Origin of the sequence: Streptosporangium sp. NPDC051022 (genome assembly GCF_040683035.1) — a bacterium.
In the GTDB taxonomy this organism is placed as follows: domain Bacteria; phylum Actinomycetota; class Actinomycetes; order Streptosporangiales; family Streptosporangiaceae; genus Streptosporangium.
The window spans coordinates 324,818-337,697 of the sequence record NZ_JBFBCF010000005.1; the positions used below are offsets into that span (position 1 = coordinate 324,818).

General features: G+C 72.3%; 8 protein-coding genes. 1 reads left to right on the forward strand and 7 read right to left on the reverse strand.

The annotated features are described in order from the left end of the window. Window positions 1-135: 135 nt before the first annotated feature. The 5 genes from AB0N02_RS12645 to AB0N02_RS12665 all read right to left on the reverse strand — a co-directional run bounded on the left by AB0N02_RS12645 (window position 136) and on the right by AB0N02_RS12665 (window position 9,210). Window positions 136-1,566 carry an ATP-binding protein gene (locus tag AB0N02_RS12645; RefSeq protein ID WP_363945329.1) on the reverse strand — a complete coding sequence of 477 codons (1,431 nt, stop codon included), beginning with the start codon at window positions 1,564-1,566 and terminating at the stop codon, window positions 136-138. Beyond that, window positions 1,566-2,297 (reverse strand): response regulator transcription factor, encoded by a 732-nt coding sequence (locus AB0N02_RS12650; protein WP_363945331.1) that lies wholly within the window; start codon window positions 2,295-2,297, stop codon window positions 1,566-1,568. The genes AB0N02_RS12645 and AB0N02_RS12650 overlap by 1 nt, the downstream gene beginning before the upstream one ends. Before the next feature lie 10 nt (window positions 2,298-2,307). Further along, a complete protein-coding gene (lhgO, locus tag AB0N02_RS12655; RefSeq protein WP_363945333.1) occupies window positions 2,308-3,498 on the reverse strand; it encodes an L-2-hydroxyglutarate oxidase in 1,191 nt (396 codons plus the stop codon). A 206-nt stretch (window positions 3,499-3,704) separates the two neighbouring features. Further along, window positions 3,705-7,499, reverse strand: coding sequence for a hypothetical protein (locus AB0N02_RS12660; RefSeq protein WP_363945334.1), 3,795 nt, complete (start codon window positions 7,497-7,499; stop codon window positions 3,705-3,707). Window positions 7,500-8,130: 631 nt separating this feature from the next. Next, window positions 8,131-9,210, reverse strand: a complete 1,080-nt coding sequence (locus AB0N02_RS12665; RefSeq protein WP_363945336.1) for a hypothetical protein — start codon at window positions 9,208-9,210, stop codon at window positions 8,131-8,133. 119 nt (window positions 9,211-9,329) lie between these two features. Here AB0N02_RS12665 and AB0N02_RS12670 point away from each other — a divergent pair, with 119 nt between their 5' ends. Then, a complete protein-coding gene (locus tag AB0N02_RS12670; RefSeq protein WP_363945338.1) occupies window positions 9,330-10,298 on the forward strand; it encodes an aldo/keto reductase in 969 nt (322 codons plus the stop codon). Between the two features lie 556 nt (window positions 10,299-10,854). Here the strand turns inward: AB0N02_RS12670 and thpR are convergent. Together thpR and AB0N02_RS12680 are read right to left on the reverse strand one after the other, a co-directional pair. Beyond that, entirely contained in the window at window positions 10,855-11,427 is a 573-nt protein-coding gene (gene thpR / locus AB0N02_RS12675) for an RNA 2',3'-cyclic phosphodiesterase (RefSeq protein WP_363945340.1), read from the reverse strand. Continuing rightward, window positions 11,384-12,835, reverse strand: coding sequence for an MFS transporter (locus tag AB0N02_RS12680; RefSeq protein WP_363945342.1), 1,452 nt, complete (start codon window positions 12,833-12,835; stop codon window positions 11,384-11,386). Before AB0N02_RS12680 ends, thpR begins: the two co-directional genes overlap by 44 nt. Between the last annotated feature and the right edge of the window lie 45 nt (window positions 12,836-12,880).

Below are 12,880 nucleotides of genomic sequence, written 5' to 3' on the forward strand. Positions count from 1 at the left end.
ACCGGGGTGCCCGCCGCGCATCCGCGCCGGTCATGTCCACACCACGATTCGCCGTACCGGCGCCGGAGGGGGCGGCCGGGGACACGTGGGCGGTGGTCAGAGGCCGGCGGACTCGGGGGTCAGAGGCCGGCGGACTCAGGGGCCAGGGGGCGGCGGACTCGGGGGCCAGAGGTCGGCGGACTCAGGGGCCAGGGGGAGGGTGACGCGGAACGTCGAGCCCTTGCCCAGGTCGGAGTCCACGGCGACGGCGCCGCCGTGGGCCTCGACCATGGCGGCGACGATGGCCAGGCCGAGGCCGCTGCCGCCGTCCTCGGGGGTGCGGCGGCCCCGTGAGGAGTCGACGCGGTAGAACCGCTCGAAGACGCGCTCGCACTGCTCGGCGCTGAGGCCGGGGCCCTCGTCCGCCACCTCGACGACGGCCATGCCGTCCTGGCCCGCGAGCGTCACCCGCACGGGCGTGCCGTCGGGGGTGTGGGTGAGCGCGTTGGTCATCAGGTTGCCGACGACCTGGCGGAGCCGTACCTCGTCGCCGTAGACAATAAGGGCGGCGCCGTCGACCGAGAGCGTCACCTCCCGGGCGGGGGCGAGGATGCGGGCGTCGTGGACGGCGTCGGCGGCGATGGCGAGCAGGTCGACCGGGCGCATGGCCATCGGCCGCTGCTGGTCCATCCGGGCGAGCATCAGCAGGTCGTCGACCAGCAGGCCCATCCGGACGGCCTCGGACTCGACCCGGCGCATCAGCGGCGCGGGATCGACGTCGGGCGCCTGGCGGTAGAACTCGGCGAAGCCCCGGATCGAGGTCAGCGGCGTCCGGAGCTCGTGGGAGGCGTCGGCGACGAACCGGCGCATGCGCTCCTCGGAACGGCGGGCCGAGGCCTCGGAGTCCGACCTGGCCTGGAAGGCGGCCTCGATCTGGGCGAGCATGCCGTTCAGCGACTGGCCGAGACGGCCCACCTCGGTGCCCGGATCGGCGTCGGGGACGCGACGGCCCAGGTCTCCGGCGGCGATGGCCTGGGCGGTGCGCTCGATCTCCTCCAGCGGGCGCATGCTCTGCCTGATGATCACCACTCCGACCCCGGCGAGCACCAGCATGAGCCCGCCGCCGCCGAGCAGCTCGACCAGCGCGAGCTGACCGATGATCTGCCTGACCTCCGCCATGTCCACGGCCAGCACGAGGCTTCCGCCGTCTTCCAGGAGGATCTGGTGAACCCGCCACTCCCCGCTCTCGAACGGCTCGGACTCCTGGCGCGGGGGCGCGGGGAGATCGCGCGGCCCTGCCTTGTTCTCGACGTCGGTGCCGGTGAGCAGGAGGGTGATCCCGCCCTGCGGATCGCGGACCTCGACCCTGGTGTCGGCGGGCACCGGCCTGCCGACCAGCGCGACGGTGCCCCGGTGCAGGCGGCGCATCACGCCGTCGGCGGTCAGGTCGCTCTGGCTGTCGAGCCGGTCGATCAGATAGCTGCGCATGATCGAGACGCTGCCGACGCCGATGAGGGCCAGTGCGATGGTCAGCAGGATCAGAACGACCGCGATCAGCTTGACCCTGAGCGGAGTGCCTCCGGGCATCACTGGCCGGGAGGGAGCCGCAGCACGTAGCCGACTCCTCGAAGGGTGTGGATCAGCCGGGGATCGGAGTTGTCGATCTTCCGGCGGAGCACCGAGACGTAGGACTCCACGATCCCGACGTCACCGCGGAAGTCGTAGTCCCACACGTGGTCGAGGATCTGGGCCTTGGACAGCACCCGCCCGGCGTTCGCCATGAAGTAGCGCAGGAGTTTGAACTCCGTCGGCGACAGCGGTACGGGCTTGCCCCCGCGCCACACCTCGTGGCTCTCCTCGTCGAGCTCGATGTCGGCGAAGGTGAGCCGGGGCGGCCTGGCGAACAGGTCCCCCGCCCCGGTACGGCGCAGCACCGCCCGGATCCGCGCGACGACCTCCTCAAGGCTGAACGGCTTGGTCACGTAGTCGTCCCCGCCGACCGTCAGCCCCCGGATCTTGTCCTCGACGGCGTCACGCGCGGTGAGGAAGACGACGGGCGTGTCGGTGCCGCCGCCTCTCAGCCGCCGCACGACGTCGAAGCCGTCCATGTCGGGGAGCATCACGTCGAGCACGATCAGATCGGGGCGGTAGCGCTGAACCGCGGCGACGGCGTCCGTCCCGTTGCCCGCCGTGTTCACCCCGAACCCGGCGAACCGCAGGCTGGCCGCCAGCAGTTCGAGGATGTTGGGCTCGTCCTCAACGATCAGGAGGCGGGCTTCGGGAGAGTCTGTCACAGATTTATCTTCACTTGCCCACATGAAAAAGCAGTTAACTGGTCAACACTGAGGTTAATCCCACAATGTGTCTGGCTATCGCCAGGCTCGACGTCGCCGCCGGTGAGGGGGCGTTCCTGACCAGGACCACCCTGCCCTGCACGTCGATCGCGAAGTCGTCCAGCAGGCTCCCGTCGCCCGCGACCGCCTGGGCGCGCACTCCGCCCGTCGTCCTGACCAGGTCGGCTCTGGTGAGCTCGGGCACGTAGCGGCGCGCGGCCGCCAGGAACGCCCCCTTGGACATCGAGCCGAGCACCTCCCGCACCCCGGTCCGCCAGTGCTGGGCGGCCATCCGCCGGGTGCCCTTCCAGGTCAGGATCCTCCGCAGGTCGGCGAGGCTGACGTCGCCCCAGGAGTAGCCCTCGAACGCCAGGGCCATGACCGCGTTCGGGCCGACCAGCACCTCGCCGTCGATCCTGCGGGTCAGGTGCACGCCGAGGAAGGGGTAGCGGGGATCGGGCACCGGGTAGATCAGCCCGCGGACCAGGTCCTTCGACGCTCCGGCCAGCGCGTAGTACTCACCGCGGAAGGGGACGATCCGCACGTCTCCGGCGGCTCCCACCATCCGGGCCACAGTGTCCGTGCCGAGCCCGGCGCAGACGATCAGCCGGTCGAAGGTGAGCCTGCTCTGCCCCGCCAGCACCTCCACCCCGCTCGCGGTCTCCCGCAGCGCGCGGACCTGGTGCGACAGCAGTACCGAGCCGCCCATCTCCGTCACGTCCTGGGCCAGGCGGCGGGCGACGGCGGGGAAGTCGGCGATGGCGGTGTGCGGGGAGTGCACCGCGGCCACCCCGACGGTGTGCGGCTCGATCTCGCGCAGCCCCAGCGCGTCCAGCTCGACGATGCCGGGAACCCCGTTGGCGCGGGCCCGTTCGGCGATCCTGCGCAGCCCGGGGCGCTCGGCCGCGTTCGAGGCGACGACGAGCTTGCCGACCTCGTCGTAGGGGATGGCGTGCTCGGCGCAGTACTGCCTGATCAGGGCCGCGCCCTCCCGGCAGAGCGTGGCCTTGAGCGACCCCGGCTGGTAGTAGATCCCCGCGTGGACGACACCGCTGTTGTGCCCGGTCTGGTGGGCGCCTACGTGGTCTTCCTTGTCGAGGACGGTCACCGTGGCCCCGGAGGTACGCGCCACCTCCCTTGCGACGGCCAGGCCCAGGATCCCCGCACCGACGACGCCGACGTTCACTTCGCTACCTCCCCGATCGCCGCCACATCGATCGCACACGCATGCTCGCAAGCTAGCGGTACCCCTCCTCAGAGGAGAAGAGGCTTGTACCACCCTGTTGGGGATCGTAACCGTATGCCCGCGCCTCCCGGCCACAATGGCGTGATCCGGCCACCCCCACGGGCACAGAGGCGCCACGGAGGCGCCACAGAGGCGCCACGGAGGCGCTAACGCATCCGTCCAACGGCCGCCCGTAGACGGCGAACGTCACGCAGCCGCGCCTCGTAGGTCGCGCCGACCACGACGAGCAGCAGGCCACCGAACGCCATCGGTACCCAGCGCGGGACCTCCATCACGACCCTCGTGATCCACGGCGCCAGCTCGTGCAGGGCGACGGCGGCCAGGACGAGGCCGCCGAGCAGTGCCGGGGCCTGGAGCCGGAAACGCGCCCCGGCCAGCAGTACGGCCAGGCACACGCCGCCGAGCAGCAGCGGCCGGAGCCAGCCCTCGCCGGTGAGCATCGCGATCATGCTGGGCAGCAGGCTGGAGGCGAGCCCGGAGCCGTAGGCGGCCCAGGAGGACATCGCCGCGCGGCGCGCCCGCCACCAGCCGAACGCCAGCAGGACCAGCGAGAACGGCACCGTGTACGCCTCGACCACGGTGATGTCCGAGGCGAGCAGCCTCAGCCACGAGGCCATCAGCAGCAGGCCGGTCGCGACATATCCCGCCCGTCGGCGGTCGGGGCGCAGGGCGGTACCGGCCATCAGCACACCGGCCACCGCGCAGCCCACGGCGGCCATCGACAGGCTGCCGGCGGTGAGCGCCAGGCCCACGGCGGCGAGGACGTACCCTGCCGTCTCCACACCGATCGCGAACGACGAGCGCCTGAATCCGCCCGCCACGGCAGCCGCCGCACAGGCGACGGCGAGCACGCCGAAGGCCGCGTACCGTACCGGCCACTCCAGGGCCAGTCCCACGGCCAGCGCCTCCCCGCCTGCGAGCAACGCCGCCAGCCCGGCGCCACCGACCCGCACCGCCCGCTCCCGCCCGCGGAACGCGGTCGCCGCCGCGATCACCGCCACCGCGGGCAGCGCGGCCAGCGTCGCGGGCTCGGCGGCGAGCGCCCAGGAGAGCGCCAGCGAGGCCGTCGCCAGCCCGGCCGCCGCACCGAACCTCCAGTTCGTACGGCTCCGCGCGGCCGTCCACGCCGCCGGGCCGACACCCGCGACGAACAGGCCCACCTCAAGCCCGTACGGCAGGCGGACCGAGACCGGCAGGGCTGCCAGCGCCACCGGCCACGCCACCAGCCCGGCCCTGAGCGCCCCCTTGCGCCCGGCGACCTGCCGGCAGCCCGTCACCGCCGCGAGCGCGAGCAGGACCACGACCACGACGAGGATCGGGAAACGCTCCGTGGAAGCACCCTGTGCCGTCCAGGGGTGGACGAGCGGGCGGTAGAAACCGAGGATCCGGGCGAGGGGCACGGCCATCGGCGGCAGCGCGAACGCGGCGAGCACCGCGCCCGCCACCAGCCCGGCGGTCCACCGGGGGTCGGCGGCCCCACCGGCTCCCCCCGTACGCCCCGGTTCCGAGCCGTCCTCTACGGCGTCTCCCCCGCTGCTTCCCTCGGAATCGCCCCCGGCATCGCCCGTGGCACCGTCCACGGCATCCACCGCGGCGGTTCCAGCAGCGACGTCCTCCTTGGAGGCATCGCCCACGGGGGTGTCTCCCGCGACCTCCCCCTCGGCGGTGACGCGACGGCGGTACCCGAGTGCGAGGAGCGTGGCCGACAGCGCGCCGAGCGCCGACGCCAGCGACAGCCCGTCGCCCACCGGCTGCCACCGCGTCCCCACGGTCACCGCCCAGACCAGGCCGGCTCCCGACGACACCGCCATGACCAGAGCCGCGGCGCCCGCCCTCGGCACCCGGGCGGCGAACGTCGCCACTCCCCACACGGCGAGCAACACGCCGAGCGCGACGTATGTCCCGCTCCGCGTGGCGAGCGCGGTGACCACCGCGACCGCGGACACCGCCACGGCCGCGAACGTCAGGGGCGCCTCCCACCGGGGTGTCCTGGCCGGAACCAGCAAGGCGACGAGCACGAGGGCCAGGACCAGCAGGACCGCGAGCTCCACCTGGTACCCCCAGGCGAAGGCGTCCGGGGCGACGGCCACCGCGGTCGTGCCCACGGCCAGGGCGAGGGGCCCCATCGTCAGGGCACGGGGACCCGTCAGCGGGGTACGGAGGCCCTTGGCCGGCCGCCCTCGCCGGGCTGCCACCGCCGAGGCGAGCGCGAGCAGTCCCAGCACGACCGGGGCCGAGGCGGCCGGGACCGTCCGCCACTCCTCGGCGACGTTGGGAACCCCCGTCCACACACCGTCCAGCCGGGCGAACGGCACCAGCAGCGTGGTGACCACCGACGGCAGGAACGGGACCGCGGTCAGCCCGGCCAGGGACGCGGCGGAGACGGCACCGGCCGAGCGGACCCGCGGGTCGTTCAGGCCCGGCAGGTACAGCGCGACCGCCACGGCCGCCAGCGCGCCCACGGTGTACGGCACCCCCCACCAGCCGGACGACACCAGCGGTGAGAACGGCTTCGCCAGGCCGGTGGCCAGCGCGAACATCGATCCCGCCGTGAGGATCCTGAGCCTGCTCTCCTCGATGCGCGGGGCGACGACCAGTCCGATCGCCGCCAGCGCGACGAGCAGGGCTCCCTTGACCAGGCCGCCCGCCAGGTCCTCGACGTGCGGACCGTCCATCGACCTCCCCAGGGAGTCCAAGAACCCGGTGAGCACGCCCATCATCCACGTCACACCGAAACAGACCCCGGCGATCATCACGTCCCAGGGCACACGCCCCGCGACACGGCCGCCCCCCGGAACCGGAACCCCGGCCCCCTTGGGCGCCTCCCTCGGATCCTCCCCGGCCCCCGGATCTCCGGGAGTACCCGGAGTACCCGGAGTCGCCGCCCCGTCGGTCGCCTCTTCCGAGACCTCCGCCCCGTCGGCCGGATTCCGGATGGCCGTGCCCAGTCCTCCGGCGCGGGTGACGAAGGCCAGGAAGGCGACGTCGGCGGCGGCCGTCACCGTGAAGGCGGCGGTCGTCCAGGAGATCGCCTCGTCCACCGCGAGCAGCGGGAGCGGGAACTGCGCGAGCACGATCGCCACCGGCAGCGGCAGCCTCAGCGGCAGCGTCCGCGAGTATCCCGCCACGAGGAGCGCGGACAGGCCGAACAGCAGAGCGGCGTAGTGGAACCCCTCGACGCCGTCGGCACCGGCCAGGCCGACCCTCCGGGCCGCGTAACCGTCCAGGAAGAGCAGGGCGACGCCGAGCATCGCGATCGTCTCGGCGGTGGCGCCGAGTCCCCGCCTCACCAGGAACTTCGGCGTGGCGAAGGCGAGCGCGGTGACCCCGGCGAGGATCGCCGCCCGCCCGCCGATGCCGATGTGTCCCCAGCTGACCACCGTGAACACCACGGCCGCCACGACCAGCAGCAGACCGCCGAGCGTCAGCAGCAGGTTCTGCACGGCCTTGGGAGAGAAGTCCCTGCGCGGCGGGGACGGCGGGAGCCCCGCGCCCCCCGGTCCCGCACCCCCCGGCCCGGCGCCCCCCGGCCCGGCGATCCCCGGCCTGGCGATCCCCTGTCCGGCCACCGCCGGACCCGCTCCGGCCATCGCGGGCCGTACCCCCGCAACCCGCTGCCCCGCACCGGCCGCCTGACCGGTTCCGCTCTCCCGATCCCCGTGGGCTCCCCCGGCGCCCCAGCCCGCCCGGTCTCCGGGAACGCCCTCGGCGCGGAGCCGTCGGAGCATGTGACCGCGGCGGACCAGCAGATCAGCCTCCCTGATCCGCAGTCCGGCCAGTTCCCCGTCGAGCCGCCACAGCGCGGCCGCCACCGGTCCCCGGAGCGGAAGCTCGCAGCGTGGGCAGCGGTCGGGCATCCCCGCGACGGGCGCGCCGCACTCCGGGCACTCCACCCCCGGCCGGGGATCACGCGGTCCGGGCACCGGACTCTGATCATGCATGAGACGAAGGATGCCGGGTACCGGTTGACGTTCGCTTGCGACGAGATACTCAATCTCAGCTGAGTACCCGTTATCGGGCACACACCACGAACCCCAACGGTCCGCCCAGAACAATGAACCTCACGCGGCGACCACCTGCCTTCCCCCTGCCCCTGCCCCTGCCCCTGCCCGTCCAGGTTGTCCTCACCGGGTCCGCGCCCGCCCAAGCCACCTTCACCGAGCCCACGCCCACGCCCGAGCCCGCCTAACCGTCTCCACCGGGTTCGTACCCGTCCGAGCGCCGGTACGGTGGGCGGTGAAGCGGAGCGGATCGGCGCTGATGAGCAGTGCTCAACCCGGTGAACGTTCTCGGTCACAGCACCGGCGGAAAGCGGCGCCCCACCGGAGTACGGCGAGCCGGGCAGGAACGGACGCCCCGCCGGCCGACGCGGATCGCACGAAACGAACGGCGACCGACCAAGTAGGGCGGAGCCGACCGAACATGGCAATGGCCGACCTGAAGCGGCAGCCGCCCACCAGGTGAAACGACAGACCGAGCAGGACGACGGCCGATCGGACTCGGCGGACGCCGACCGGAAGGCGACGGGCACCCACCGGGGACGAACGACCACCGACCTGGGGCAGCGGCTGCCTACCGGGTGCGGCGGGCGATGAAGGTGATGATGCCCGTGGCGCCGACGGCGGCCGCCAGCCAGAGGGCCACCGCCGAACCGGGCACCCCGCCCCCGGTCCCGGCGTCCTCCCTGGCGTCCGAGACCAGCGTGGTCCCGCCTCCCTGGTCGCCGTCCCGGGCCGCCCCCTTGCCGGTACCGCCCGTCGGCGTGGGAGCGGAGGACGGAGCCGTCTCCCGCAGCACGTCGTCCGGCAGCGGCACCCGGTAGACGGGACTGTTCTTGCCCTCGGTGCCGGTCAGCAGCGCCTTGCCGTCAAGCGTGTAGGCGATGGACTCGGCCTGTTCCAGCTGCGGCATCGACACCCGGGCGATCTGCTCCCCCGGCGCGCGGTAGACCGTGGCGGAGAAGTAGGTGCGGATCACGAAACTCGATCCGTCCGGGGCGTAGGCGGCGTCGGTCGCCATGAGGGGCGCGGGGCCGACCTTGCGGAGCACGTTGGTCCTGTCGGTGCGCAACTGCTTCGGGGCGGCGTACACCGAGCCGGAGAACTCCTTGCTCACGACGTAGAGCCGTCCGGTGCGGGGGTTGACCATGATCCCCTCGGCGTTGCGTCCGCCGTCCTCGTAGCGGAACCGGTAGCGCGTCGCGGGAACGACGGCGTCGCGCAGCGTGGTGGGTTCGGGCACCCGGTAGATCGAGACGTCGGGCCAGGCTCCGTCGAAGTTGTCGCCGATGTCGGCGAACCAGAGCACCCCCTGCCCCGTCTTCGGGTCCTTGGTCGCGGCCATCGCCTCCCAGTCACGGGCCGACGCCCCCCGCAGGGTGAACTTCGCCCGGGTCCGCCCGTCGGCGCCGACCGCGAAGAAGAACGGCCCGTCGGAGCTGTCGTTGTGGGTGTAGTAGATGTCCTTGTGCGTCGGTGAGACGCCCAGACCGCTCGACTCGGTGATCCGGCTGTCCTTGAAGGTGAACAGGGGCTTCTCCCCGTCGTCCTGGTCCCCGTCCGCCCAGGCCCCCTGCCCCGGTGACAGCGCCACCCCGGCCAGCGCGGCCACCACGAGCACGCGAATCACGACATACCCCGGTCTACTCGCCATCCAGCCATCATGCCCTGCGGGGCGGCGTACCTGCGGGAGCCACCACGATCATCGGACGTCGCTCCCGGTGGGAACGAGGGCTCGCCTGGAGTGCACTCCAGGTGCTTAGGGTGGATCACATGGACTACACGCAGCTTGGCCGTACCGGCCTGAAGGTCAGCCGCCTCTGCCTGGGCACCATGAACTTCGGTCCCTCGACCACGGAGGAGGACGCCTTCGCGATCATGGACCACGCCCACGAGCTGGGCGTCAACTTCTTCGACACGGCCAACACCTACGGCTGGAAGCACGGCGAGGGCCTCACCGAGCAGATCATCGGACGGTGGTTCGCCCAGGGGGGCGGGCGCCGTGAGAAGACCGTCATCGCCACCAAGCTCTACGGTTCGATGGGCCACTGGCCCAACGAGAACCTGTTGTCCGCGCTGAACATCCGCCGCGCCGCCGAAGCGTCGCTGAGGCGGCTGCAGACCGACTACATCGACATCTACCAGGCGCACCACATCGACCGGAACACGCCGTTCGAGGAGTTCTGGGAGGCGATGGACGTCCTCAAGCAGCAGGGCAAGATCCTGTATGTCGGGTCGTCCAACTTCGCGGGCTGGCACATCGCCAAGGCCCAGGAGGCCGCCGCCCGCCGCAACACCCTCGGCCTGGTCTCCGAGCAGTCGCACTACAACCTGCTCGTCCGGCTCCCCGAGCTCGAAGTCATCCCGGCGTGCGAGGACTACGGGCTCGGCGTGATCCCGTGGAGCCCGCTGGCGGGCGGCCTGCTCGGCGGCATCCTCCGGAAGATCGACAAGGGGCGCTCCGCGTCGGAGGTGATCACCAACCAGTTGGACAAGCACCGCGACAAGGTCGAGCGGTACGAGGCGTTCTGCGACGAGCTCGGCGAGGACCCGGCCAACGTCGGCCTGGCCTGGCTGCTCCACCAGAGGGCCGTCACCGCGCCTATCATCGGCCCGCGTACGCTCGGCCAGCTCGACGGCGCCACCAAGGCCCTGGAGATCAAGCTGGACGACAAGGCCCTCGCCCGGCTCGACGAGATCTTCCCGGCCTACAAGACCGCCCCGGAGGAATACGCCTGGTAACCCGGCCCACCGCGCACCTGTTTCTCCCCGGCTTGCTCTTCGGCCCTGGACGTCTCTCCGGGCCGGAGAGTCCCGCCGCTCTCCTTGCCGCTCCCGGGTTCTGTGACGCGATCCGCGCCTCTTGCGTGTCCTGGCAACGGTGCGGTCGACGAACAGACGTCGGCACCGATCGCATCGCTGGTCCTTCTCCAGCCGGCGCCGTCTTCGCTCACCGTCAGTGCGACATTCAGTGCGACATTCAGTGCGACGTGGAGAGGTTACGAACTCCAGTCGATGGAAGGTCAAGGGCCCGCGACCGGACTCACGCCGAGTTCTCCGCACGGCTCGGCACGCCGTACGAGACTGACGTTCCCCCCACCCCGCCGTGAGCCGGCCGACGCGGTCGGCTCCGAGGGTTGGCGCGAAGGGGCGGGTATGGCGGCGGGCTCGGGCACCGGGCCTGATCGGCCGGGTGTGAGGCCCTCAGGTGATGAGGGCGCCGATCACCACGAGGAGCACGAGCAGTACGAGAACCGTGGGCAGGAGCCAGCGACGGGGACGATCCACGCCTTGGAGCTTAGCTCCGCCCATCGGGTGCCGGTGCCGCCAGGGCGTACTCCGCGATCGTCTCGTACCGGACCACGGGCCCGAGATGGCTTCTCACCAGGTGCACGGTGTCCGTCTCCCAGGAGGTCCCGGCGAACGCCTCGAAGGCCTCGACCAGGTCGCTCATGTCGGTCTCCGCGCGGGCTCTGGCCAGGGTCAGATGGGGCCGGAACCGCCGCCGGTCGAGCTGCGCGACTCCCGCCCGCCGGGCTCCGGCTCCCAGGGAGTCGGCCAGGCGGGCGAGGGGGAGGCGGGCGCCGTACAGGCCGGTCCAGAAGACCCGGGCCCGGTGGGGCGAGGGGAACGCGCCCGCCCCGGCCAGCGACAGCGTCATCGAGGCGTGGCGGGACGCGGCGCGGGCGAGCCTCGTCTCCAGCTCGGACATGATCTCCTCGGGCACCTCGCCCAGGAACGACAACGTCACATGCCAGTTCGCCCGGTCGACCCAGCGGAGCCCGGGCCACGCCCCCAGGTGGGGGCGCAGCGCGCGGGCCAGTTCGTCACACGCTCGCCACGGCGGCAGCACTCCCACGAACAGCCGCATGCGACCTCCTGCCGATCGCCTTGGTCAGCATTATCGCCGCACCGACGCCGAGCAGGGTGAGCACCCCGCCGACCACCACTCCGGTGCGCGGGCCGCCCATCTCGGAGACCCAGCCGAGCAGCGGCGCGCCGATCGGGGCACCGCCGGTGAACACCAGCACGTAGATGCCCATCACGCGGCCGCGCATCTCCGGGGAGGCGGCGAGCTGCACGCTGGTGTTGGCGGCCGTGTTGACCGAGATCAACGCGACACCGGCGGGAATCAGCAGGAACAGGTAGACCGGGTACCAGGGGGCCAGACCCGTCAGGATCTGGAACAGACCGAACGACACCGCGCCGCCGATCAGCAGCCTACGGCTGGGCCGTACGCGCCGGGCCGCCATGAGCGCGCCGCCCAGCGCGCCCACCGCGAACATGCTGGAGGCCAGGCCGAAGGAGGACGCGCCCGCGCCGAAGGTCCCTCGGGCCATCAGCGCGATGGACATCGAGAAGGACTGGGCGCACAGCGAGACGAAGGCGACCAGCAGTATGGGCATCAGCAGGTCGGGCCGGACCAGCACGTAGCGCAGCCCCTCGCGCAGCTGCCCCTTGGCCCGGGGCACCGGGTCGGGGGTGGTCAGCTCCGAGGCGCGCATCAGCGCCAGGCCGCCGAGCACGGCGAGGAACGACAGCGCGTTGATCACGAAGATCGGGCCGGTACCGCCGAGCGCGTAGATCAGCACACCGGCGAGGGCCGGGCCGACCACGCGGGCCAGGTTGAAGCTGGAGGCGTTCAGCGCGATGGCGTTGGACAGGTCCTGGCGGCCGACCATCTCGACCACGAACGACTGCCTGGTCGGCACCTCGACGCACAGGACGAGACCGAGCGCGAAGGCCATCAGGTAGACATGCCAGACCTGCGCGTGACCGGTGAGGGTCAGCACGCCCAGGGTGAGCGCCAGCAGGCCCATGATCGACTGAGCGACGATGAGCAGCGGCCGCTTCGGGTAACGGTCGGCGAGCATGCCGCCCCAGAGCCCGAACAGCAGCTGCGGCAGGAACTGCAGCGCGGTGGTCACGCCCAGCGCGGCGGCGCTGCCGTGCGTCAGTTCCAGCACCAGCCAGTCCTGCGCGGTGCGCTGCATCCATCCGCCGACGTTGGAGACCACTCCACCCGCGGCGAAGAGCCGGTAGTTGTAGTTGCGCAGGGAGCGGAACATGCCGCCGTGCGTCTCGGGCACCGCCTGCGCGGCACCGGTCTCGACGGCCTGCAGCTCACCGGCGGCGGCGATCTCCGCGGCCCGCCGGCGACGCGCCCTCGCACGCCGTCCCAGCCTCCTGCCGGGTGCGACGGCGAGCCTGCCGGGTACGGCGAGCACCCTGGCCAGGCGCCCCCGGCTCCCGGCCGGACGCCCTTCTTCGGCGTCCACGGTCCCCGCGAGAGCCGCGGATGCCCCAGAACCCACGGATGTCCG

What these genes read in the sequence shown, in the direction of transcription:
- AB0N02_RS12645 (WP_363945329.1), bottom strand. Translation starts at nt 1,566, where the DNA reads ATGCCCGGAGGCACTCCGCTCAGGGTCAAGCTGATCGCGGTCGTTCTG.
- AB0N02_RS12650 (WP_363945331.1), bottom strand. Translation starts at nt 2,297, where the DNA reads ATGTGGGCAAGTGAAGATAAATCTGTGACAGACTCTCCCGAAGCCCGC.
- AB0N02_RS12660 (WP_363945334.1), bottom strand. Translation starts at nt 7,499, where the DNA reads ATGCATGATCAGAGTCCGGTGCCCGGACCGCGTGATCCCCGGCCGGGG.
- AB0N02_RS12665 (WP_363945336.1), bottom strand. Translation starts at nt 9,210, where the DNA reads ATGGCGAGTAGACCGGGGTATGTCGTGATTCGCGTGCTCGTGGTGGCC.
- AB0N02_RS12670 (WP_363945338.1), top strand. Translation starts at nt 9,330, where the DNA reads ATGGACTACACGCAGCTTGGCCGTACCGGCCTGAAGGTCAGCCGCCTC.
- thpR (WP_363945340.1), bottom strand. Translation starts at nt 11,427, where the DNA reads ATGCGGCTGTTCGTGGGAGTGCTGCCGCCGTGGCGAGCGTGTGACGAA.